At 43.2% G+C, this 24303-nt stretch carries 23 protein-coding genes; 9 read left to right on the forward strand and 14 right to left on the reverse strand.

The annotated features are described in order from the left end of the window. Nucleotides 1-14: 14 nt before the first annotated feature. On the reverse strand, nt 15-860 hold the full coding sequence (locus tag J2736_RS26425; protein ID WP_310501583.1) for an ATP-dependent DNA ligase: 846 nt from the start codon (nt 858-860) through the stop codon (nt 15-17). A 177-nt stretch (nt 861-1037) separates the two neighbouring features. On the opposite strand from J2736_RS26425, the gene J2736_RS26430 reads away from it, so the two are divergent. From J2736_RS26430 to J2736_RS26445, 4 genes are all read left to right on the forward strand, one after another. Continuing rightward, the gene (locus J2736_RS26430; RefSeq protein WP_310501584.1) at nt 1038-1517 is read left to right on the forward strand and encodes a carboxymuconolactone decarboxylase family protein; all 480 of its coding nucleotides are present in this window, start codon (nt 1038-1040) and stop codon (nt 1515-1517) included. A 138-nt stretch (nt 1518-1655) separates the two neighbouring features. Further along, nucleotides 1656-3104, forward strand: coding sequence for a spore germination protein (locus tag J2736_RS26435; RefSeq protein WP_310501585.1), 1449 nt, complete (start codon nt 1656-1658; stop codon nt 3102-3104). Next, entirely contained in the window at nt 3101-4261 is a 1161-nt protein-coding gene (locus J2736_RS26440; RefSeq protein WP_310501586.1) for a Ger(x)C family spore germination protein, read from the forward strand. The genes J2736_RS26435 and J2736_RS26440 overlap by 4 nt, the downstream gene beginning before the upstream one ends. A 21-nt stretch (nt 4262-4282) precedes the next feature. Continuing rightward, the gene (locus tag J2736_RS26445) at nt 4283-5383 is read left to right on the forward strand and encodes a GerAB/ArcD/ProY family transporter (protein WP_310501587.1); all 1101 of its coding nucleotides are present in this window, start codon (nt 4283-4285) and stop codon (nt 5381-5383) included. Here J2736_RS26445 and J2736_RS26450 read toward each other — a convergent pair. The 12 genes from J2736_RS26450 to J2736_RS26505 all read right to left on the reverse strand — a co-directional run bounded on the left by J2736_RS26450 (nt 5370) and on the right by J2736_RS26505 (nt 18752). After that, on the reverse strand, nt 5370-6284 hold the full coding sequence (locus tag J2736_RS26450; RefSeq protein WP_310501588.1) for an RNA polymerase sigma-70 factor: 915 nt from the start codon (nt 6282-6284) through the stop codon (nt 5370-5372). The genes J2736_RS26445 and J2736_RS26450 overlap by 14 nt on opposite strands. Before the next feature lie 205 nt (nt 6285-6489). Further along, nucleotides 6490-7572, reverse strand: coding sequence for a Gfo/Idh/MocA family protein (locus tag J2736_RS26455; protein ID WP_310501589.1), 1083 nt, complete (start codon nt 7570-7572; stop codon nt 6490-6492). A gap of 201 nt (nt 7573-7773) precedes the next feature. Then, nucleotides 7774-8580: an ABC transporter ATP-binding protein gene (locus tag J2736_RS26460; protein WP_310501590.1), complete on the reverse strand. Its 807-nt coding sequence runs from the start codon at nt 8578-8580 to the stop codon at nt 7774-7776. Further along, nucleotides 8580-9611 (reverse strand): FecCD family ABC transporter permease, encoded by a 1032-nt coding sequence (locus J2736_RS26465; protein WP_310501591.1) that lies wholly within the window; start codon nt 9609-9611, stop codon nt 8580-8582. The genes J2736_RS26460 and J2736_RS26465 overlap by 1 nt, the downstream gene beginning before the upstream one ends. Continuing rightward, complete coding sequence (locus tag J2736_RS26470; RefSeq protein ID WP_310501592.1) at nt 9608-10648, reverse strand: FecCD family ABC transporter permease; 1041 nt, start codon at nt 10646-10648, stop codon at nt 9608-9610. The genes J2736_RS26465 and J2736_RS26470 overlap by 4 nt, the downstream gene beginning before the upstream one ends. Nucleotides 10649-10652: 4 nt before the next feature. Continuing rightward, the gene (locus tag J2736_RS26475; RefSeq protein ID WP_310501593.1) at nt 10653-11732 is read right to left on the reverse strand and encodes an iron-siderophore ABC transporter substrate-binding protein; all 1080 of its coding nucleotides are present in this window, start codon (nt 11730-11732) and stop codon (nt 10653-10655) included. Nucleotides 11733-11951: 219 nt separating this feature from the next. Beyond that, the gene (locus J2736_RS26480) at nt 11952-13190 is read right to left on the reverse strand and encodes a ComEC/Rec2 family competence protein (RefSeq protein WP_310501594.1); all 1239 of its coding nucleotides are present in this window, start codon (nt 13188-13190) and stop codon (nt 11952-11954) included. A 24-nt stretch (nt 13191-13214) separates the two neighbouring features. Continuing rightward, nucleotides 13215-13796, reverse strand: a complete 582-nt coding sequence (locus J2736_RS26485; RefSeq protein WP_310501595.1) for a histidine phosphatase family protein — start codon at nt 13794-13796, stop codon at nt 13215-13217. A 14-nt stretch (nt 13797-13810) separates the two neighbouring features. Continuing rightward, nucleotides 13811-15214, reverse strand: a complete 1404-nt coding sequence (locus tag J2736_RS26490) for an MBL fold metallo-hydrolase (protein ID WP_310501596.1) — start codon at nt 15212-15214, stop codon at nt 13811-13813. A gap of 12 nt (nt 15215-15226) precedes the next feature. Next, nucleotides 15227-16639, reverse strand: a complete 1413-nt coding sequence (locus J2736_RS26495; RefSeq protein ID WP_310501597.1) for an ABC transporter substrate-binding protein — start codon at nt 16637-16639, stop codon at nt 15227-15229. Between the two features lie 33 nt (nt 16640-16672). After that, complete coding sequence (locus tag J2736_RS26500) at nt 16673-17548, reverse strand: sugar phosphate isomerase/epimerase family protein (protein ID WP_310501598.1); 876 nt, start codon at nt 17546-17548, stop codon at nt 16673-16675. A gap of 163 nt (nt 17549-17711) precedes the next feature. Further along, nucleotides 17712-18752, reverse strand: coding sequence for a LacI family DNA-binding transcriptional regulator (locus tag J2736_RS26505; protein ID WP_310501599.1), 1041 nt, complete (start codon nt 18750-18752; stop codon nt 17712-17714). 279 nt (nt 18753-19031) lie between these two features. On the opposite strand from J2736_RS26505, the gene J2736_RS26510 reads away from it, so the two are divergent. Genes J2736_RS26510 through J2736_RS26520 form a run of 3 tightly spaced genes read left to right on the forward strand, consistent with a single transcriptional unit; the run spans nt 19032 to nt 21981 of the window. Then, nucleotides 19032-19985, forward strand: coding sequence for a carbohydrate ABC transporter permease (locus tag J2736_RS26510; protein WP_310501600.1), 954 nt, complete (start codon nt 19032-19034; stop codon nt 19983-19985). Further along, entirely contained in the window at nt 19982-20812 is an 831-nt protein-coding gene (locus tag J2736_RS26515; RefSeq protein ID WP_310501601.1) for a carbohydrate ABC transporter permease, read from the forward strand. Before J2736_RS26510 ends, J2736_RS26515 begins: the two co-directional genes overlap by 4 nt. A 2-nt stretch (nt 20813-20814) precedes the next feature. Then, nucleotides 20815-21981 carry an MFS transporter gene (locus J2736_RS26520; RefSeq protein WP_310501602.1) on the forward strand — a complete coding sequence of 389 codons (1167 nt, stop codon included), beginning with the start codon at nt 20815-20817 and terminating at the stop codon, nt 21979-21981. Nucleotides 21982-22225: 244 nt separating this feature from the next. Here the strand turns inward: J2736_RS26520 and J2736_RS34350 are convergent, their stop codons facing one another. After that, a complete protein-coding gene (locus J2736_RS34350) occupies nt 22226-22417 on the reverse strand; it encodes a GNAT family N-acetyltransferase (RefSeq protein ID WP_397341655.1) in 192 nt (63 codons plus the stop codon). A gap of 107 nt (nt 22418-22524) precedes the next feature. Between J2736_RS34350 and J2736_RS26525 the strand changes: the two genes are divergently transcribed. Together J2736_RS26525 and J2736_RS26530 are read left to right on the forward strand one after the other, a co-directional pair. Then, nucleotides 22525-22734, forward strand: a complete 210-nt coding sequence (locus tag J2736_RS26525; protein ID WP_310501603.1) for a hypothetical protein — start codon at nt 22525-22527, stop codon at nt 22732-22734. Nucleotides 22735-23174: 440 nt separating this feature from the next. Beyond that, complete coding sequence (locus J2736_RS26530; RefSeq protein WP_310501604.1) at nt 23175-23789, forward strand: type III toxin-antitoxin system ToxN/AbiQ family toxin; 615 nt, start codon at nt 23175-23177, stop codon at nt 23787-23789. The last annotated feature ends 514 nt before the right edge of the window (nt 23790-24303 follow it).

Consider the following 24303-nt stretch of genomic DNA (forward strand, 5'->3'; position numbering starts at 1 on the left):
TATTGTCTGTATGATTAGATAACAAATTCCATAAATTCCGGTGAACGTAGTCTGCCGCTTTGGGTCCAGCTTCTCGTCTTAATTCTAGCCATTATCCGCGGTTCCATATAGGCAAAATTCTTGTCTTCCTTGAAGACCAGTCGTTTCTTCACGCGCTCAATCACGTTCTGGTGCGTGGTGGAGAGACCTGATTCAATAATGCCTACTGGAAACTTAGTACCGTCAGCTGCATCAATCGAGGCTAATAAAGCAAAATTATTTTTTCTATAACCAGAAATATACACATCAGCATACGTCCAATTGATAACCTTTTGCCATTGGATCGAACGTTTGTTGATTTCGTATGTTGAATTCTCTTTTTTTGATTTAATAATAATGCCTTCCATTCCTCGCAACCGAACCTGTTCAAAATAATCGATCGCATTTCCCTCGTACATTTCAATCTTTTTATATGTCTCATTTTCAGTAAACGCTTTGTCTAACAACTCTTTACGCTCAAGTAAATTTAATCCCGTGACGTCAATTCCTTTGTAGCGCATAATGTCAAAAGCACAAAAAACCACAGGTTTCTTATTCTTCTTAGATAAAAACCTCGCGGACATCGCTTCATAGTCTGGTTTCCCTTGATCATCTAGTATAAGTAATTCACCATCAAGTACGGTGCCTTCAGGTACAGGACATCTAAGTAATTCTGGGAATTTATGCGTAATTAAATCATTGCGCTTCGTATACACATACAGCTTATCCATGTTGGAGAGAATACAACGTAAACCATCTAATTTTAATTCTGCTATATGATTCTTACTGTAAAATGGCTTATTATTCTTGGCATTGTACAGCATCATAGGAGAAATGAACATATGATATCACCCTGTTCTAAATGATACTTCACTATGAACCTCCTGCCTAATGGAAACTGTTTCCCCCGTTAAAAACCGTTGCTATTAATAGATGTAAAATATAATTATATCGATGATGTCACACTTGAGAGGTGCCAATTGTCTTATAAGTGTCAAAACAAATAGGAGGTAATACAAATGGCACAACGTATAAATTATATGCAACAATCACCGGAGTTTTTCAAAAAAATGTTAGAATTCAGCACCGCAGAACAGCAAAGTGCTGTAGAAGAGAAGATTCTTCATCTTGTTCACATTAGAGCTTCTCAGATGAATGGCTGTGGATTCTGCTTGGATATGCACATCAAGCAAGCTAAGATTCACGGGGAAGGCGAGCTTCGTCTCTACCACATTTCGATCTGGCGCGAATCCACGCTGTTCTCTCCACGTGAGCGAGCTGCGTTGGCTTGGACGGAAGTCCTGACTAACCTGCCTGAGCATGGTGTTCCTGATGAATTGTATAACCGTGTTCGTGAACAGTATTCGGAAAAAGAACTTTCTGATCTGACTTTCTCTGTCATGTCCATCAATGCTTGGAATCGCATTAACATTGCATTCAAGAATGTACCTGGTTCTGCAGACGTAGCATTTGGACTTACAAAAGCTGGCTTGAGCTAAGCGATACGCTTTTTACAAAGAACCCTGCAAAGGGTTCTTTTTTATGCTCCTGTTCTCTTTATTCATACCAAAATCTGCATAATTGCCCGTCCCTCTGCTCATAATATCTCAGAGATACTGGCACGAGGGGGATTATCTATGAGTACAATAAGCGCGCATTTGGAAGTAAACAAAGCCTATCTCACTGAACAATTTAGTGATTGCTCAGACTTTGTTATGCGCTCATTTATATTAATGGATGAAACCCAGCTCTTACTCGTATATTTGGACGGAATGACGCGATTACAGGGCGTTGAGGATAACCTGCTAAAGCCACTACTCTATAACGGTCTGCCACAAGGTATTGATCGCTTACAATCACTGACTGAAATGTTCAAACGTGAATGGTTGCCTTTAACCGATGTAAAGACCGACACATCCTTTGCTGATTTGGTCAAACATGTCCTACAGGGCAGCATAGGCATCTTGGTGAATGGTGAAGCTTCTGCCCTCATAGCACAGGTTCAAGGTTACGAGACTAGAGGTATTCAAGAGCCAATGAAGGAAGCAACCTTACGGGGCTCCAAGGAAGGCTTTGTCGAGAATATTCGCACGAATACGACATTGATTAGACGACGAATTATTCACCCGCTTCTGAAAATGGAATCCTTTACGGTTGGTACATACACACAAACCGAAGTCGTTCTTACCTATATAAAAGGGCTCGCAAATGAAAAAGTATTATCTGAAGTCAGAGAGAAATTAGGCAAAATTGAGCTAGATGGTGTCATTGATTCTGCTTATATCGAAGAATGGCTCGAGGATAGTTCTTTCTCTATCTTCCCACAGATCCAGAATACGGAGAGACCTGATATTGTTGCCGCAAGTTTAGTAGAGGGTAAGCTCGCCATCATGACGAATGGAACTCCCTTCGCGCTAATTCTCCCTATTACTCTCTGGTCCGGTCTGCAATCAGCAGACGACTATTTCGAGCGGTTTATCTTTGTTATCATCACTCGGATGATCCGATACATTATGACGTTCATTTCATTTGCCTTACCAGCTATTTACGTCGCACTAACAACGTTCCATCCCGAAATGGTCCCGAATTACCTCATGATTGGCATCGCAACGGCAAGGGAAAATACGCCATTCCCCACCGTTATTGAAGTGTTCCTTATGATGTTTGTTTTCGATGGTTTACAAGAGGCTGGTGTTCATCTCCCCAATCAACTCGGGCCCGTCGTCAGTATTATCGGCGCTTTGGTCATTGGACAAGCCGCTGTTGAAGCCGGCATCATCTCGACGCCAATCATTATCGTTATTTCTTTAACAGGCGTCGCTGCTTATACGATTCCGAGGTATAGCGCCACGCTTCCTTTCCGATTGATCCGGTATCTTATGCTAGGCATCTCAGGCATGCTCGGCTTCGTAGGTTTTGCTTTTGGTATTATCTTCTTGTTGATCCATTTAGTATCACTCGAATCCTTTGGAACGCCTTACTTAAGCCCAGTAGCTCCATTCGATGGCAAACGGATTAAAGACATGCTCATCCGTTATCCCTTCTGGATGAAGAACGGTCGCAACAAGAAAGGACGTTCAACATGATTCGAGTTCTCAGTCAGACGTGCTTTTCTCTCTTTCTCATCGTGTTTTTCACCGGCTGCACCGATTTCGTCGAGCCCAATCAATTGGCTTTTGTCGTAGGGACAGCCATTGATCATGTGGAGAACGGGAACATTGAAGTTAGCCATCAGATCGCAATTCCCTCTCAGATGAATGCCCCCAAAAGTGGGGGAACCGGTAATGCGGATAGTTTCTTCGTCATGACGGCACAAGGTAAGGATGTATTTGAAGCAACTGAGAAAATTCAAAGAGATATGTCCCGTAGATTGATGACGAGCCATCGTATATTGATCGCGATCAGCGAAGAATTTTTCAATAAGAATGATATAAGCAAATTATTTGATAAGTTGGGCAGAGACCCAGCAAATAATCAACGAGACATTACGCTCATGATTAAAGGCAGCAGTGCCAAGGATTTCCTTCTCCTTAAGCATCCATTAGAGAATCTATCCAGCATCGCTGCTGGAAAAGAGATTCAAATCAACGGAATGAGGAATTTCTCAACCAGACAATTTATTATCGACAATGTCTCTGAAGAACACCGTTCTCTTGTGCCCACTTTTCAGATCAAGAATAGGAAGGTAAACACAAAAAAAGAGGAGCCTCTTGCCATATTTTCCGGATATGCCATCTTGAACAAAAATCTGAAAGTCAGTGGCTTATTGGACGATGCGGAAGGCTCCGACGTTGCTTGGATATCTGGTAAAGAAAAATCACAAGGTCTTACGATTACTTGGAAGGACGGCACCGGTATCTTATCATTTCGCTTAACGCATCTTAGGAGCCACTTTCAATCCGTAAGTGATAATGATTCTCATCGGGTTGCAGTAACGGTGAGGGCACAAGCCTATCTTCTGGAAAATACTACTTCATTAGACATGTCCGCAGCAGACAATATCTTGGAAGTCCAGCAATACGTGGACGAACAAGTCCAAAAAAAATTACAGCTAACACTGGGAAAAGTTCAAAATTGGGGAACCGATGTTTTCGGGATTGGCGCTTATCTTCATCGTCAATATCCATCCTGGTGGAAGTCACAAAAAGAGGATTGGGATGACAATTTTAAAAAAGTCGACGTCACGGTCCAAGCAAAAATACTAATACGCTCTTTGGGAACGCTAGGCGGGCAATTAAAATAATTAGGGTAAGGAGTGGGGAATTTGAAAATAAGTGGTTATCAAATCTTTTGGATGGTTACCATTTCTTCCATCATCTTGGTTTCCTACCTCCCCATCCAATTGGCCGCGGAGCAGTCGTATCAAGATTGTTGGATATCCATTCTACTTGGAAGCATGATCATGCTGGCAATCACTTGGATCATGCTCCGTGTATGCATGCAGAATAAAGATAAAACGTTAGTCAGTTTCATGAAAGATCTCTTGGGCACTGTGATTGGTAAAATCGTTGTCATCCTGTATTTCCTGCTATGGTTTATGCAAATGACCAATATTGTTAGATGTATGGCCGAATTTGTAAATTTAGTTCTGGTCCATAACACGCCGATGATTGTCATTATCTTATGCATGTTATTTCTCGTTGCCTATGCGGTTCATAAAGGAGGCCTTACGACGATTAGTCGTTGTGCTGAGATTATTGGTCCTGTATTTGTCTTCATGTTCTTCGTACAGCTATTCTTGAATCCTCAGGACATGAAGTTGAATCGGATGCTGCCCATCTATGTAGATTCAGGTTGGCAACATATTCTTAATGGGACCTTTATGGCGTACAGCCAAATGGTAGACCCCTCCATCATTCTCATGCTTTTCTTTTTCGCTGAGAATAAGCGCACCGCCAAGAGAGCGATCCTGTGGGGGACTGCTCTATCCATGTTATGGGGTCTACTAGCTACGCTGGTACTTCTCTTCATTACTGGCCCCAATATGCTTGCTAAATTAGTTACTCCTGTCTATTCACTTACCAAATTTATATCCATTCTCAATTTCGTTCAAAATATCGATGCTTTCTTCATACCACTATGGCTGATTGGTGCCTTCGTTAAAATTGCGGTATGCTTGTTCATCCTTAGTTATGGTTTATCGGAGTGGACTGGATTTAAGAATTGGAAGTTGATTTCTTGGGTGATGACTGTGATCATGTTCGTCTTTGTGATTTATATCACTCACCATATCCGGCTTTCGTACACGACTAAGAATATGTTTCTTCTCAGCTACTTTTACCCTGCCGTCTATCTAGTTATCCCCTTGATTCTATGGGGAATTGGCAGTATTCGAAATAGACGTAAAACATCTATGATCCATTAATGACATGTTGAAGTTTGTCTGGATTAAACATCGCGTAGATTCGTTGAATGGTCTTCGTAGGGGCATCCCATTCAAAGCAAATAACTGCGGTTGTTTTGCCATCTTTCGTTAGAAGAACCCCCGGCTGATCATTAACCTCAACAAGCGTTGCTTTCGTTTCAGGAAAGTAATTACTAGACAGCGCATTTAATATCTTGAGTACTCGTTCTCTTGTAAAGATAGGATGAACTGCTGCTGATACTTTACCTCCACCGTCTGCAAACAAGATGACATCTTCGGTTAACATGTCCACCAAGGATTGAATATTACCATTGGATATAGCTGAAATGAATCGTGTCACCAGTTCCTTTTCTTCAACCGGATGGTGGGTTGTCATTTCATTGTTTTCTGAGGAGTCTTCTACTTTTTTCTTAACACGACTGAAAATCTTACGGCAGTTTACTTCCGATTTGTTAATCATCTCACTAATTTCACTATGCTCATAGGCGAAGACCTCTCTCAGAATAAACACAGCCCTCTCTGTGGGTGTAAGTTTATCCATCAAAATAAGAAAAGCATATGAAATCGTATCATGACGTTCTACGCTTTCTAATGGACGATCCTCATTCAGTTGCACAGTTGGTTCTGGAAGCCAATTACCAACGTAGCTGATTCTCTTTTTGCGCGCGGACTTTAATTCATTCAGACACCGATTAATCATCATTTTGCTTAAATACGATTTCATATTATGAATATTTTCATTGTGAGAACCATGCATGCTTATGAACAAATCTTGCACCATATCCTCTGCATCAGATCTAGAGCCCAACATCCGATAAGCAATGGAAAATAAATGAGGTTTGTACGTGACATACAATTCTTCCATACTGCTAATAGGTTGATCCACGGTGTAACTTTCCATAATACTCCTCCTGCTTACTACGAGTAATCTCGGTCATATCTACTTATTATTCTTCATCTTCAAGTGAACCATGCTCGGTAAAAGAATAAACATGGCATGAGACAAACAAAGCGTCCTTAGATAAGACAACTGACGAAGCCTAAGTGTGACATTTATTCTCAATAAAAAAAACAGCCAATGAATTGGCTGTTCTAACTTCAAGTATTTAGCATGGCAACTCGACTGATACCTCACGACGGGCAGACGCAGAACGCAGTACGCCATCAATAATCGCTTGCTGGATGAGAATTTGATCCCCAGGAATGGGTGCAGGTCGACCATCTCGCACAGCTTCAGCGAAATCATGCACTTTTTGATCAAATAAGTTCAATTTATGTTCGACAATCGGAATTGGCGTGGAGGTATGGCCACCAAACTCATCATGAAATAACGTGATGGAACCAACGGATCCGTCCCAAACACCTGACCAAGGTCCAGAACCTGCCGGCATGACCTTCAGGCCAGCATCCGTACCGAGGAACATCGTTGGGCCGAGGGTATCCATGTGCATCGCCCACGATATTTTGAACTGCAGCACAAGGTCGTTCTCGAAACGCACCATGGCGATGCCGAAATCTTCGACCTCAAACTTACTCGCTTCAGGATGGTAACGTGCATTTGTACCGAAATGGTTGGACGTAAAAGCAGACACGGTAAGTGGACGAGGGTATCCTAACGTGTTAAGTGCCATGTCCAATGAATAACAGCCAATATCCGCCATCGCCCCTGCTCCCGCCAGCGCTTGACTGATGAATGTCCCTCCTGGCATACCACGACGACGCCCGCCACCTGTTTCTACATAATAGACATTACCAAGACGCCCAGACTGCACAATCGTTTGTAATAGCTTCATATTCGGATCATAGCGGGGCTGAAAGCCAAGTGTTAGCATTTTTCCGCTTTCTTTCGCCGCCTGGGTCATATCAATACCTTCTTGCAGGGTTACTGACATTGGCTTCTCCAGCAGTACGTTCTTACCAGCACGTAGTGAATCAACAGTCGTCACATGGTGGGAGACATTCGGCGTACAGATACTAACCCCGTCCAAATCTAGGCGCAATAAATCATTATGATTTTCAAAGTAAGCCGCTTCCGTCAAGCCTTCTGCCTGCGTAAATGCGAGTGCTTTACCCGGAATCACGTCTGCCACGCCAACAATTTCAACATAGTCTAGCTTTTTATACGCAGATACATGGGCCCTAGCAATGCCACCAGTTCCAATAATGCCAATACGAAGTTTTTTGCTCATTATCATCCATCCTTCTTTCTGCTACAAGTATATGAAAATCAACTCATCCTATATGGTGTATACAGATTGACAATAGCATATAGACGCACAACTTTTTAGTTCATATTGGTGTCACAGAACGTGCAATATCACGACAATAGATCAGTAGATGAATAGGCGAAACAATAAAAAAACAACCAGCAGGAGCTGGTTGCCTTTGTATTAATTCTGATTCACGTGATATCTCCCCTTGGGTATGACCAAAGGAGAACCGGAAACCGGGTCTTCGATAACCGCACAATCAAGCCCGAAGATGTCTTTCACCAAGGTGCTTGTGATCACTTGGGAGGGCTCTCCTTCTGCCACAAGCGTTCCTTTGTACAGAGCAAAAATATGGTCGGCATAACGCGCGGACAAATTAATATCATGAAGAACCATGACAATCGTCGTCCCGTATTTCCGGTTAAGATCGGTAAGCAGGTCCAGAATCTCGACTTGATACGTGATATCTAGAAAGGTTGTTGGTTCATCCAGAAATAAAATATCCGTTTGTTGGGCAAGAGCCATTGCAATCCAGACGCGCTGCCTTTGACCACCTGAAAGCTCATCAATATTGGCATTGGCAAGTTCGGTAATATTCATGATTTCCATGGCTTCGGCTACGGCTTCATAGTCTTTCTTGCTCCATCCGCTAAATAACGCTTGATGCGGAAATCTACCGCGTCCCACTAAATCCGCAACGGAAATACCTTCTGGTACAATGGGAGATTGCGGCAGCAGACCCAAAACACGAGCCAATTGCTTCGGCGGAATTTTATCAATTTGTTTTCCATCCAGGGTAATATTTCCTGATTCCGGCTTAATGAGTCTTGCCAGTGTTTTGAGAAGCGTAGACTTGCCACAAGCGTTGGCTCCAATAATAACGCTGACTTTGTTACTGGGAATAACTAGACTGACGCCTTGGATGATTGTTTTATGATCATAGCCTGAGACGGTTTGATCGGCTTGAAAAAGGTGTGTCGGCTTCATTATAAATCTCCCTTTCGATTCATTCGGATTAGCAAAAAGATCAGATACGGTGCTCCGAGAATTCCGGTTATGATACCCACAGGGAATCTGGTTTCGAAAGCGAATTGCCCGATGAGGTCTGATGCCAAAACTAAACTAACGCCAACTAGACCTGCCGGAATTGCGTTTGAGAAACCAACCCCGACTAATCTTTTAGCAATCGGTCCTGAAAGGAAAGCGACAAAGGCGATTGGCCCCGTTGTAGCTGTAGCAAGAGCAACCAGGAAGACGGCACTTAGAATTAAGGCAATTCTTGTCATGTCTGTGTTTACACCTAATGTTGTTGCCGATTGCTCGCCAAGCTCCAGCAGGCTCAGATGTTTGCCGAGCACGATAAGGAGAGGTGAGAAGATCAGTACCGTTATGATCAGAGGCGGAAGTTCATACAATTGAACGCCATTGAGGCTGCCGCTAAGCCATCTGAACGCTGCAGGTAAATCTTGCTGTGCACCAACCAGTAACAGATAAGAGATGACAGAGTCCAGCATAGCTTGTATCCCTATGCCGATCAGAATTAATCGCCCGATCGAAAATATTTTTCCTCTGGACAACACATAAATGAACAAAACAGTAGCCAGCCCGGCAATCACGGAAGCGACGGAAACAACCGTGTTATTCGCGTGAAGGACGAGGATGCAAAAAACGGCTGCCGCGCTCGAACCAGCGGTGATGCCGATGACATTTGGGTTGGCAAGCGGGTTACGCAACATCGTCTGGAAGGTATTTCCTGCAATTCCAAAAGCAAATCCGGCAAAAAGACCTGCTAACATTCTCGGTAAACGTACGGTATTGATCGCAAATGACACACCTTGAAGCTCTTCCCCCATGAGCACGCGAATGACATCTTTCACCGGGTAAAAAGTAGTCCCCAGTAAAAGCATGGCACAGCAAAGGGCGAAGGAGAGTAAGGCAAGTATGCTAGTAACAAGGACCCATCGCCGACGTCTTTGACGTCTTCCCGACATAATAAATGCAATAGAAGTATTTGTCATAATGAACGCACTTTCGATTTCATCGCTAGAATGATTAGTATTGGAGCTCCAATAAACGCAGTGACGACACCAACTTCGAGCTCTCCAGGGCTGCCGACAAGCCGGCCGATGACATCGGATATGGTCAGAATGATGGCTCCTGAGAGGGCTGACATGGGAATAACGAAACGCAAGTCAGGACCAAGTATGAGGCGAATGACATGTGTCGAGATAAGCCCGATAAATCCAATGGGCCCAGCGAGAGCAGTCGTTGCGCCGCACAGAATAACCCCTGCAAAGGCTGCAATAAACCGTAATGTGCCTGTTCGAATACCCAAGCCGGTCGCAAGTTCATCTCCCAGTGCTAACGCATTGAGTGCAGGGCCAGAAATAATGCCGACCAATAGGCCTATGATCAGAAACGGGGTAAACGTAGCGACAGTATCCCAAGTAGCTGAGCCTACGCTGCCAACTGACCAGAACCTGAATTGATCCATGACATAAGAGCGTGGCACCATAATCGCACTGACCAACGAAGATAGGGCGGCACTTGTGGCAGCCCCTGCCAAAAGAAGCTTGATGGGTGTGGCACCGCCACGCCCCATTGAGCCGATTCCAAATACGAAAATCGCAGTAAGTGCCGCTCCGGCTAAAGCCAACCAAATATATTGATTAGCCGTCGAAATGTTGAAGAAGGCAATGCCGCAAACGACGAATAACGATGCGCCTGTGTTCACCCCAAGTATGCTCGGATCAGCAATGGGGTTACGCGTGACCGCTTGCATAAGCGCGCCAGAAACACCAAGTGCTGCACCGCAAAACAAACCAAAAACGGTTCGTGAGAACCGTTTTTGAACTATGCTTGCCCCGTAGGAGTCGACATTGGGGTGAAATAAACCATCAAATACATCTTGTAATTTCACCACTCGAGAGCCGAAAGCTAGCGATGTAATTACACAAACGACAAGCAAGATTAGACAGATTAGTAGGACTGACACAAAATGCTTTGGAATATGCGAGTTTAGTTGTGTGCTGTCTGAAACCGATGAACGATTCATGGGTTTATTTAACTGCTGCTGCGATTAATTTCAAGTATTCATCAATCGTATAAGAGATTGAAAGTGGATTTGGATTTCCGGAAGCTGCCAGAGGTGTACCGTTACCAATCATCACAACAGCACCTTTTTGAACCGCTGGAATTTTACCAAGAATAGGATCTGCTTTAACGGCTTGTAATAAAGCGTCATCTCCATATCCGATTAAGATATCCGCATCGTTAAGTGCATCCGCATTTTCAGAACTTAATTTTAAGTTGTAAGCGGTAGGGTCTGTAATTTTTTTCGTAACGCCATCCGAGTAAACCATGCCTAGCTCAATCAAGAAAGCACCACGAGGGTCAGCAGCTGTATAGATATTAATTTTGGACAGATCCTTCGCGGAGAAGTTGGTAAATGCAACTTTTTTACCTTTCAACTGCGGGTACTCGCTAGCTTTTTTCTTGATTAGATCTTCGGTATCCTTAATCAGTTTTTCGCCTTCCGCTTTCATCCCCATGCCTGTAGCATTAAACAGGACTTGCTCACGCCAGGTTGTTACCCAAGGGCTTTTTGCATAAGCGACTACGGGAGCGATTTTACTAAGTGTTTCATAATCTTTTTGTGTGATACCGGAGTAGGCAGCAAGGATAACATCCGGTTTTGAAGCTGAAATAGCCTCAAAATTAAGGCCATCTGTATCTTGGAAAACGTTAGGCTTATCTACGTTAAGTTCCTTAAGCTTTTTAGCTGTCCAAGGCAGAAGTCCACTTTTATCTTGTACGCCGTAATTTGCCGCTGAGAAACCTACAGGTACAACGCCTAGCGCAAGTACAACATCATGGTTAGCCCATTGAATCGTAGCAACGCGTTTGGGTTTGCTTGGAATTGTCGTTTCGCCAAAAGCATGCTTGATAACGAGTGGATATTTGGTTGCATCTGCCGTAGTTGCCGCAGCAGTAGCAGCAGCACTCGCAACTGGCGTTGCTGCTGGCGTTGCGCTATCAGGCGTTGAGCCTGATTTCTCCGATGCACAACCAACAAGTGGTATCATAATTGCAGCTGAAATAAGTAAAGTTTTGAATGCGATTTTTTGTTTTGTAAGCATGGATATTCCCGCCCTTTTCTTTTTTGTTTTGCGCTTTTTCGCGACCATTTCTGTGATAATGATTATCAATGTCATTACTATATATCCCACCTACTTGGTTGTCAATGAAAATTTACGAACACGAAGCTGCGCAAAAAATCCCGATGCATCCTGGCTTCGAGCCGCATCGGGATTGAAATTATGTGACAATTTTACGACAAATGAATTAAATTTGAGATTCTACGGTTGGGTTATTGTAAGATCCGTACCACCAAATTCAACATTAACATTTCCTGATTTGATAGTCGATCCAGTCCAGTTAAGCAGTGCATAATTATTGGCCTTCAAAGCATCAATAATTCTATTATCCGTCCCTCCGCCTTTTCCACTTAAAAAGTACATTTTCTGCAGAACTGTACTATTCAAAGTTTCCTTCAGCGTGCTGGTTGCGTCTGTTAAATCTGCAGAAGTCGGGTTCGTGATATTATGGTTATCGTAATAAGCATTCACGATGTCATTATAGCTATTCGTAACAATCGCGTACTTCGGATTGATGGTGCTAGCAATCGAACCCGGCATGAGACTAAAATAGAAGCCATGATGCGCAACCTGATAAACGCTAATATTCCCTACGATTTCTTCTATTTTTTTACCAACTTCGTAAGAATAATTTTGATTACTATTCTCACCTACATCAGCGCCCAAGTATGTTCTGAAATTGGTTCCCGTACTTGTTGTGCACTTTAACAACAAGGTTGTTGCGTTCAAGTTTTCATCCCATTTGTCGGATGACAATTGTTCTATGATAGACTCGTGATTCCAGTCGTTTCCATTAAACCAGGTCATCGTAAATTTACCAAAAGTGATCGTGTCATACATGCCAACAGATACGTAACTGCCTTGTGCATTTTTGGTAAACTTCTCAATCTTCGCCTTGAACTTATTAGCGGATAAACCTCTAAGCTCCGATAAGGATCCAACATCATTATCGAAGGCTTCATACGGCTTTATTTTACCGATCGCCATGTTTTTAACTTTAGCGGCAGCAATGATCGCATTCGCTCTGTTAGCAATACTGGCTTCACCGGAATACGATGAGGCCGGATCTGCTGCGTCCTTTAAATAGAGTGTCGTGTTGGCATCTTCAAAACTTGCGATGGCCGCTTCGGCACCCCCTGCATGATCCCCATGCATATGAGAGAAAGCGATAAAAGACAATTTGGTCGATCCAAGTACAGATGTTAAATAGGGCGCTACATAAGTTGTGTAATCTCCACTCGTTCCCGTGTCAACCAACCCATAGCTTGCCGTAGTACCGCTAATTGTTTTAATTAGGGTAGCATTTCCTTTTTGACCAAGGTTGATAAAATAAACGCCAGCTTCAGCAGGAGCAGCAGCAAATGATTGCGCATTGAACATAAGTAAACTCATACAAAATAAGACAACCCATGCAAGCTTCATTCTCAACCTTGTTTTCACAATAACACGCTCCTCAATATGTGATTAATCCTCTGACAAGTGTCTGACACAATCATATAGCACATACTCCGGCTTCTCGCCGTTATGAGTAATCGTCGTGACGGACGTATTGCGCAATTCGTTACCCGTTGACTCGTCCTTCATTAATTCCTTAAGGGTTTCTCCAAGAAAATAACCATGCGTGACGACAAGTACCTTTTGGCCAACATACCGAGAAGCTATGTCCTGAACAAAGTCGATTCCGCGCGCACGCATGGACTCATGGGTTTCCTGCCCCATATCGAGCTCGTTCCAGTTCTCTCCCCATCGTGCAACTCGTTCAGCTTCAATTGTGTCGGCAATTAATCCTCTATCCATTTCACGCAGTCGCACATCGAATAAGTCAACCGGCTTGCCGATTGCGATCGAAATAATTTCCGCTGTTTCTCGGGCTCTTCTTAAATCACTGGAGATAAAAACGTCCCACTGCTCTTCAGAGAGCCGTTTGGCAACTAAAGCAGCTTGCGCTATACCCGTTTCATTCAACGGATTTTGCGTATGGCCCTGTGCTCTCTTCTCGATATTGTGATCGGTTATCCCGTGTCTGACGAATGTAATTGTAGTCATCGTTTTTCTCTCTTTCAGATAGTTGTGGAAGCAAGGATCGAAGCCACTGTCACCGTCTCTCCCTTTTGCGGAAAATAGGCGTTGATTCCTCTCGTATCTTGCGACCTTGGGTGGCGGCTGTGCAGCGTAATAACTGCTTTAGGAGCTATTCGCTCGATCATATCGGCGATAGCTTCGGGATGCGCGTGCCCACCGTTGCACAACGAATGGCCAGTAATTCCGAATGTTTTCAAATATTTCGCCACATCAGCATGATCGACTTTAACGCTATAATCGGACTGAATGAAATGTGAACCCCCCTGCGAATCACCGAGCGTTTCCAATTCAATCATATGGGCAAGATCGGGAAATTTGTAAAAGTAGACATAGTCGTTTTTCCGTTCGGCCATTTCCTCCAAGGAAATCGTCTTGTTAGGCACCTGCAACTTGTCTGTCACTGTCGCGTCGACGATTAGAATATCTACGCCAAGTGCGGGATGCCCTTCTAGAATACGCAGGCCTTCTTGATTGGCCCTATGCCAGATGACCGCATGAGAAGCGTCCATGACAACCTTCCGCCCTTTTTCCACTGCAATGGCCATCATGTCCGCCATTCGCTCCAGATCCCGGGGTGACATTTGCAGATAAATGAGTCCCTCCGCTTCATCAACAATATCGGCATACCGAGACAATAGCTCGACTTCCGTCATCTGGTTGGACAACACAGCAGACGGATCCGCTGCAAGACGCGTGCCTTCCGTAATTAAGAGGTCAATCTGCTTCTCACGGCAAAGCTCGATGAATCGGTCTATCCGTTCCGAGTGCTTGCCTTGTTTCCGCCAATCTCCTGTATAAGCGATGGTGTGGTCGCCGCCGTCAATAATAATACCCGCCGTTCCTGTAGAATTATGGTCCATCTCGACGATCTGCATCGTAAATTCGCCGAAATCGACGACACTCAAATCGTCGCACACCATAATCCGCGCAGCCGTATCGAAAGAATGGCCCCCTGCAACCATACCCTGGTACAGGGAATGAGCATCGTGATTCATATATACGGGAATATTCGGGTTGGCGTAAGGTAGAATGGCCATATGATCCGTATGCATATGGCCAATAAATAAACGAATTCCCTCGTAATGCGGAAAATCAATGTTACCCCACGAACGGCGTACCTTCGCCATATCCAGATCCTTCATATGCTGCGGGTCGTAAAGCTGAACTAGCGGAGCGGTCATTCCGCCAAGCAAGAACTGCCGCAGCTCACGGCCGGGTGATGCTCCTACAGGCTCGTACAGCGTCAACTGTTTGGGGAACAGCAGGCTGCTGTGCTCGACACCAAAATCGAAGAGGACAGCCTGTTCACCTTTTCCGTAGAGAACCTGTACGCCTCCGTATTCACCTACTCCGCCAAAAAAAGTTAATTGCCCTGTGTGCATGACGCTCGCCCCCTACTGCGGATTCGCTTGCCGCCAGTCATTCAGCATCTGTTTGGATTTGGAGTCTATATTGGCAATCGTCTTGTCTACATCTTGAGTGCCTTTGCTAAAGCGAACTATTTCATCCTGTACAATGCGATCTACGTCCGTAAAGGAAGGGATCCAAGGCTCCAAGTATTTCTTGTAATTTTTTGAATTATCGCTGATTTTTTTGATGATATTGAACTGCGGATTTTTCACCAAAAATTCCTTCGTTTCTGTCAACTCCATAGCTTTCGTATTCATCGGATAATAGCCTGTATTCATAAACCATTTCGCTGACACCTCTGGGGTTGCTAGATATTTCAAGTAATCCCATGCTCCCAGTAAGCTATCTTTATTGGCCCGGTCAAACAGATAGACAGCAGAGCCGCCGATACCCGTACCGCTCGTGCTCGCCGCGTTAACGCGTGGTAATTCTGCAACCCCTACGTCAAACAAGCCTGCGTCAATAATATCCTTCTTAAATCCACCCATCGACGCTGTAGATGCTGGAATCATTGAATACAACCCAGACTGAAATCCTTTCGTTGGCGCCGCATCCGTAAATTCAGCACCTCCGGTAGCAAGTACTTTCTGCCATTCGGTCAACAATGTTTTCAACGTGCCGTCACTTGTCATCGTCATTGCGCTAGGCGTACCTGTCCGTCCTTCTTCCTTATCAAAAATATATTTATTCTCTCCTTGCATCGGAATCCACGTCCCGAGTAAGAAAAAGCGCAGCTGTGCGCTAATACCGTAGCGTTCGATTTTGTCCCCGTTTTTCACTTTAAGTGCATCCACCGCTTTTGCCAGCTCTTCCAGTGTTTTCGGTGGATTTTCCGGATCCAGCCCTGCGCTGCGGAAATGATTCTTGTTATAGTACAACATGATGGAGGAATTCGAGAATGGCAATCCGAGCATTTTGTCATTGTATTTCGCGTATTGCAACGCATTCGGGTTTAAGTCGCTTGCGTTCAATCCGGACTTATCCTTATCCATAAAGTTTTGGACAGGGACAATAAATTTAGAATCCTTCACATCGAAAATCCCTTTAGAGCTGAGCTGCATAATATCTGGTAATTCTTGCTGCGAACCCGATCGAAGAACAGCCGCCAGCTTGGTTGCTGCTTCGTCATAAGTTCCCTGAAAAACTGGCGTTATCGTGATGCCTTTAGCCTTGCCGACCGTTTCATTATATTCTTTGGCCGTACTTTCAATATTCGCCGCGGCTGCACCCGTCATAGAGTGCCAAAAATCAACCTTTACAGGAGCGCTCGGCAATAAGCTTTCTTGTGTCAGAGCACTCGACACTGGCGTAGTTTCTTGTTCTTCCTTGGCAGCACATGCTGTCATAACGGAGATGCATACGCTCAACATTAATAAAGTTTTCAACTTGTTATACATGGTTCAATCTCCACTCCTATTGGTATATTCTGTTTATGCCAGCGACAGTAAATATTGACCGACTTGATAGGTATAGCCCGCCGTCAAATCCTTTAATTTCTCTGGCATACTGTTATTTATTTTAATTTCGTATACGAAATCGCCTTGATACCCAATTTCCTTCCATAATGGCATTATGGATTCCCAGTCGATATTCCCGTGGAAAGGAAGTAAGTGATCATCTGCCAATCCTTGGTTGTCATCCACATGCAACGCGATAATCCGCTTGCCTAACAGTCGAATCGGGCGAAGCTGACTTCCATATACGCGGTTAGCGTGTCCGATATCCCAACATACGCCGACGCGAGGATCATTGTAGGAGTCAACCAAAGCAATCAACTCTTCGGCTGTTACTCCGAAACGTCGATGACCATTGGCATCGAACATGTTTTCAAATGCCACATGGACATTCAATTTCGCCGCTTGTTCCATGATGGGGTCATACACTTGATGGTTCAGCCTGAGATTAGCTTCTAGGTTATGCTCATCCAAATTCATTGCCGTTAAGGGATGAAAGACCGCCGCTTTCACACCCAGAACGCTGCTTGCGATTAAAGAACGACGGGTAATCTCGTTGAAGAATGCTTCCTCTTCCGATCCGGCAGGGTAAAGTTTGCTCCCAGGCAAGTAAGGCGGATGGGACTGGCAAAATTCAACACCGGCCTTCTCAGCTGCTTCTTTCATTCGGTAAAGCGCGACTTCCCAATCGGGACCGTTCAGTTCGGTTTTATTGTGAATCATCGCGCACATGTTGAGGTCTAGGACGGAGAAACCGGCATTTTTGCACCTTTGGATCGATTCCTCGTATCCAATGTGCGCGTCTTCTTCTCTTCGTTCTCTAAACAAACTTGTCATTGTTGCCAAGCGCATGGTCAGACCTCCTAGTCATTTTTCATTTTTGGAACGGTTGAAATTTTTCCGATAGCTACTTTATTCCGTTCACTCTTATCCAACTTATCACTATTACTCCCTTTGAATAAACCGATTTTCGTTAACTGGAAGTAAATAAATTGTGAATTTCACCGCCAACAACTTACATTTGGCGGTGAATATGTAAATCCCTTACCGAATTGCGCTCAATTAATGTAGGTTCCAGCTTTAAAGAAACCTCTTGGGCATTCTTATTATGCATGCGATTCAGCATCGCAAGGCATGCCGCTTCACCCAGCTGCCTTTTATGTCCATCGATGATGGTCAACGCCAATGGTGAATGCGCAGTAATGATGGATTCTTCGTAACCCATGACGGAGATATCTTCCGGTATCCGCACGCCTTGCTTGTACAAATATCGAATAATTCCCATGGTGATCCCATCGCTCCCGCCAAAAACCGCATCAGGCCTAATTCCTTTTTCCCACAACTCATTCATCGCATCGTATCCGCCCCTGCCTGTATACGCAGCATGAATAACATGCATTTGTTTCTCTCCAAGGTGGCTTTCCTCGTTAAAGGCTGCTGTAAAACCCGCCAGTTTTTCTATGGAATTCACATTATCTATAGGCCCATTCACAAAAGCGATGTTGTTGTGTCCTTTTTCCAGCAAATGCTTAGCGACAAGATAACCGATCTGATAAGCATTGACGGATACGGAATCGACGCCCTCATACGTACGGCCAATAATGACGACGAATATATTTTCCTTTCGGAGACTCTCAATAAATTGACTGTCGAACAAGCCACCAATGATAAATACCCCGTCTACACGTTTGTTTTTGACAATGTTCGGCAGCTTATCACGCATGGAAAAACGTTCGGTTAGCAACGTATAATCTGTATTTTTCAATCCTTCATTGATGCCGAAGCTGACATCGAACAGCAGTGTTTCGGGAATTGAATCGAACCCGTAAGACAGATTTTCCTCTCCGGAGGTTACAAAGATCAACCCGAATGTCCCTTTTTTACTTGTCGTTAGTGCCCTTGCAACCATATTAGGTACATAGCCCAGTTTGTGAATGGCTTGCAGTACCTTGTATCTCGTTTCCAGCTTGACTAAATTACTCCCGTTTATGACCAAAGAAACTGTGCTTTTGGACACACCAGCTTCCATCGCAATATCCATTATTGTGACACCCATAAAATCCTCCCGTCGAATATCCTGCTATTCCTAACTATTTTCCAATATATATGACCAACTCATGCGAATTGTTAACCGTAGATTAACTCTATGTTAAATCTCCCCCAGCCAATTGACAACTTTTTTTAGTGTGATGTAATATGATCTTGTGTTGCCAGGCTGCTTGTTTGAGGGGCCATAATTGGTTGAAAATCGGAGAAGTGCCTATTATTTTTGGAACGTTCCAAATTAATTGAGCCTTCGACCACCTATTACAAATGTTCGGAGGGTTATCGTCTCATGGCCAAATTAGTGTCTTCGCCAATTACCAGTAGTATTCCATCGTTGCCCCACACGGTAACTCGCAAGCGCAAGCGCAGAAAAGATATATGGAAGGCTTATTTGTTCATCCTGCCCATCATCCCGTTTATCCTCGTCTTCGATTACTTTCCATTCTTACGTACCTTCATCTACAGTTTATCTAGTGTTAATGCACAAGGCAAAATCATTAGGTTCGTCGGTTTGGATAATTATATAAACCTGTTCGGCAGACAAGATTTTATCAACGCGCTGCTTGTTACGTTAAAATTTACAGCTATGTATGTACCGCTTGCCATTATCTGTCCATTGCTGCTCGCCCTAATTGCGGCTCCGAAGAGTCTGTTTGCCAAAACTAATCAACTGCTGTATAGCATTCCAATGGGTGTTTCCATGGCAGTAACTTGTTTAATTTTCGAACAATTTTATGCGCATTCTGGACTCTTAAATTACCTGCTAAACTTACTTGGCCTCATGCAAAATACAACAGATATCAAATGGCTGCACGACCAGACGTGGGCGCTCCCTTCTCTGGTGATCCCGATGGTCTGGACTCATATCGGGTTCGACTTCCTGCTTATGCTGGCTGCGGTGCGCAATGTTCCACAGGATTTGTTGGAATCGTCTGAAATGGATGGTGCTAGTTATTGGACAAAAACGTTCCGCATTACATTACCTCTGATATCGCCTACCTTATTCTTTGTTGTATGTACACAGATCATTGTCGGGTTAACCATGGTTGCCCCTGTTATGATCTTAACGAAAGGCGGTCCGCTCGGCGCTACGTCGACTCTCATTTATTATATTTACACATCCGGGTTCCGCAGTGTTAACTACTCACTTGCAAGCACTGCAAGCATTTGTGCCTTTATCCTCACGTTTATCTTCTTGTTGATCAACTTTCTGTATGAGAAAAAAGGGGTGGTGTACGAATGACCTACAATCGAAATTTGAAACTTTACATAGGCGCTGCCCTCAAACTGCTGTTGGGTTTGATCGTAGCATTTCCAATTTTTTATGCGATCATGGCTGGATTCAAAACGGAAAGCGAGTTCGGGGCATTTCCACCTTCGATCCTGCCGCATAGCTTTGCCTATTTGGACAATTTCCGCACCGTTTTGTTCGAAACCCGAATTTTGCGCTTCATGTGGAATTCATTCTTCATAGCGCTTGTCGTTACCGTAGTACGGCTCATTCTATCCAGCTTGGCTGCCTACGCCTTTGCCTTTTTAAAATTTCCCGGAAGCAATTTCTTATTTTTCTTTATTCTTGGCACGATGATGACCCCTTCGGAAGCCTTGCTGATCTCTAACTTTATTACTGTCAGCAAGCTGCACCTATTAAACAGCTACCTGGGCATTATGATTGTGTTCTTCGTATCCGCTACGCAGGTATTCATGTTTCGCCAATACTTCAAAACGGTATCGGGCACTTTGCGGGAAGCCGCGTTTTTGGATGGCTGCAGCGACTTGCGGTTCTATGCCAGAATCTGTATCCCTGTTTCCTTACCAATAATTATTTCCCTTGGCTTGTCATCGTTCGTCGGTGTGTGGAACGCTTACTTGTGGCCGTTGCTCGTTACGACCAAGACAGAAATGCGAACTGTACAAGTAGGTATCACGCTGCTGACAGCCCATGAAGGGTCGAACGATACCCTTGTTTTTGCCGGGATTGCGGTTATCATGATTCCATCCATTTTGTTTTTCATTTTGTTTCAACGAAATATGGCGGGTGGCATTTTTAACGGGGCTGTGAAAGGGTAAAAATGAACAGTCACATGAAACGATTACTGCTCATGAATGCAGTTTCGATAGTTATTTTTAACTACATTGGTATTTTCGTCAATTTATTTATATGGGAAAAGAATAACAGCATCTCCGAGGTGGTTTGGTTCAATCTCATCATGTTTATCACTTGGACATTGGGGTTTGCGGGTGGATACAGATTATTAACCAACTACTCGACCCGTGTATTGATTCGAATCAATGCGTTCTGCGGAGCCATCGTTTTCCTGCTTTTATCGGTACTGGAATTGGATAACCGACTTCTCTGGATCACGATTATCTCCATGCCGATCGGTATCATGTGGGGATTATATGCCGTAACACAGAACATTACATTGAGCATGTATGGGAAAGGGAAGGATTTCGAGCAATTTTTTTCGATAGCCAATATTATTAACCAGCTTGTCTCCATCGTTAATCCGATAGCCTTTGCTCTTATTATCAAATGGATTGGTTACTCTGGCTCCTTTCTACTATTGATGGTGTTTGTCGGTATCTTACTACTGGTTTCATTCCATATCCCTTCCATTACCCTCGCCGGAGAATCGGAGCGACTGTTCCGCGGCATTCAATTTCGGCTGGTGTTCTCCAGCAGCTCCCTGCGTTGGATGGTTCCGTCCTTTATGGCAACGGGTATATTTTTGCAGTTTCAAGTTTTGTTTTCGCTAGTGTTTACATTCACCGTCTCCCAGGATAAATTGGTTATTGCGATACTGAATGTACTGAATGCTTGCTTCGCCATGGGGGCGATGTTCATGTATAAGCGTATGAAAGTTCGTGAGGGGACTTGGCTCACCATCGGAATGATTTTTGTTTCCGTTGGTATTCTTCTGCCATCGTTACCTAAAGCCCCCCTGCTTATCATGTCAAACATTTTAACTACCATCGGTATGTTTTATTTTGGGACGGTATGGAACACGCGACAATTCAGAGTGATTACGAAGCAAACAGCCATTCAACAAGCTCATATTTTTTTATGGCGTGAATGCTTCCTGAATGCTTCCAAGATACTCTTGCTTATATTGGCGTTATCGGTAAAGGAGATTCATGGAGGGGCATTTATGCTATTAATTTTGCTAGCGCTCGTTTGTGCTTTAATGGTTCCTTATTTCTCTGGTAAGAGTGCCGAAATGTTTGAGAGACAATAATAAAAATCCCGATGTATCTAGGCTGGGAGCCACATCGGGATTTTTTTTAGTTGTGTAAATTTCGGTGAGAAACTGAATTACAACTCACATTTACTTTGATGATGAAGTTATTATTTCCAACTGATTAAATTAGACACATTCAACCAAATATCACACTAAACTCCCGTTAGTGTGGAAACGGCAGTCGGTTGTCATGACCGGCTGCTGCGGTATGTATATTGAACTCCCTCGGTTCTCCGTTAGTTCAACGGCTAGATTTAAAATGTAATACAAGGTTTGTTCTTTTATATTCATGGACAAAACCTAATTTTTTATATAACGACTTAGCAACTTCATTAGTACTATCTACAGTTAGTCGGACTTTACTAACTCCAACATCTTTTAATTGCCTTAAAGCTTCGGATAAAAGAAAAACAATATGCATATTAGATTGCATCTGTTTGAAGTGATTAATTCCTTTTATCGGAATTATCCTGTTTATTTTTGGACTTATCACAATAGTCAACCGTTCAACAAACGTTCTCCGATAGCGTAACCGAATCAGTGTCTAATATCGTAACCTATGACTTCATTAGTCATTTTAACGGTGCTGCTGTGAATTTATTTGGATCGTCCCTAGTCGGTAACTACCGTTTACGTTCAACTACAGTTAGCCTTGAACCCACGGAGCAGACATTCATAATCGTAATTAGTCGATCGATCCTCGATATTACCGGTAAATTGCGCGACACGCGCCATAAGGCTAGAGGCTGACTGTTCATAAAGCACATGTTTAGATTATAATTTGCTTATTTAATGAAAATTATTTTTAGATATTCGTTTGATATAGAAAATTTATAAGAGGTCAGGTAAACCCAAAAATTGCTGTTCGCTTGACAGAATATCGCTTACTGCATATACTTATAATACATTAAAGGGTAAGTAATTACCCTCGTCTGGGAGTTGTACATCCTGTATCGCTAAGATACGAAATGTGCTCGATAAGATGGGAGTTGTACATCCTGTATCGCTAAGATACGAAATGTGCTCGATAAGATGGGAGTTGTACATCCTGTATCGCAAGATACGAAATGTGCTCGATAAGATGGGAGTTGTACATCCTGTATCGTAAGATACGAAATGTGCTCGATAAGATTTGGAAAAGACAGCGTAAGCTGTCTTTTCTTTTATGTTCGAGGGGGAAATTTTTCCATATGACAAAAGCGAATGAAACAATGGTCGTAGCTGATACTACACCACAGCCTGTAACAATTTTCGAAGAAGGAAAAGTTAAATTTTTTTGGATGAACACTAACTACAATAACTACTTACGAGGAATAGATGATAGGGTCAGAGTAAGTGTTAAAGACGGGAAAGGTCGGCCAAGCGTAGCTGTTGGGGTAGTTCTTAATGGCCATAATTATATTATTCCGCTAACCTCGCAATACAGTTCTAAATGGAAGAACCAAATGACATTCAAAATCAAAGAACAAGTGGAACAAGAAAATGGAAGCTTTACAGAAGAGATTATTTCTTGTTTGAAAATTAACAATATGCATCCAGCTCTAGAATCTGAAATTATCTACATAGATTTCGAAACACAAACAGAAGATTACAAGCGTCTTTTATATAAGGAATATGATTATATCAAAAAAAATCTAAATGAAGTTCTCGATAAAGCAAATAAACTTCACCAAAAAGTAATCAGCGGCAAAGGTAAGGATATTAAAGTTTTTAAAGATAATTCCTGTAGCTTCGCATTACTTGAGGATCAATATCAGAAATATGATCCAAACATTACCTATCCCAATATTTCTATGTCTTATTGAAAACTGCTATTTTTGATATAGATATCCGAAGCTTATCCACGAATTATGTTTACCGCATTCCATCCTCAGATCTTACTTTTATTAGGTTCAACGTAAACCGATTCGGTGTATGACTGAAGCGGTTTACGTTATTAAATCAAGAACTTAATGAAAGGGATAACCACTCCTCCCACCAACTTCGATATCGCTTAGACTCCCTTAAGAAACCCCGATTCTATTAGAAAACTCAACTTGATTTAAGTTGTGTATTTTTCACAGTCTTTTTATATTTTCGCCAATAATGTTCATGTAAGCCTTCCTTGGAAAATAACGATTTATGACAACAGTCATTTCAGAAACTTTCACGACTAAATTCACGAACTTCTATTCGCTATCATTCTAAATAAAAGCAAATTCTCAACTTGTACCACACAAAAAAATCCCGATGTATCAAAGTTTTAAGCCACATCGGGACTAGTCTAGTCTATGTAGTGACAAAATTACGTTCAAAATCTATGACAAAGTTACGTTCCAA

The sequence above is a fragment of the Paenibacillus qinlingensis genome (assembly GCF_031455095.1).
Lineage (GTDB): Bacteria > Bacillota > Bacilli > Paenibacillales > NBRC-103111 > Paenibacillus_E > Paenibacillus_E qinlingensis_A.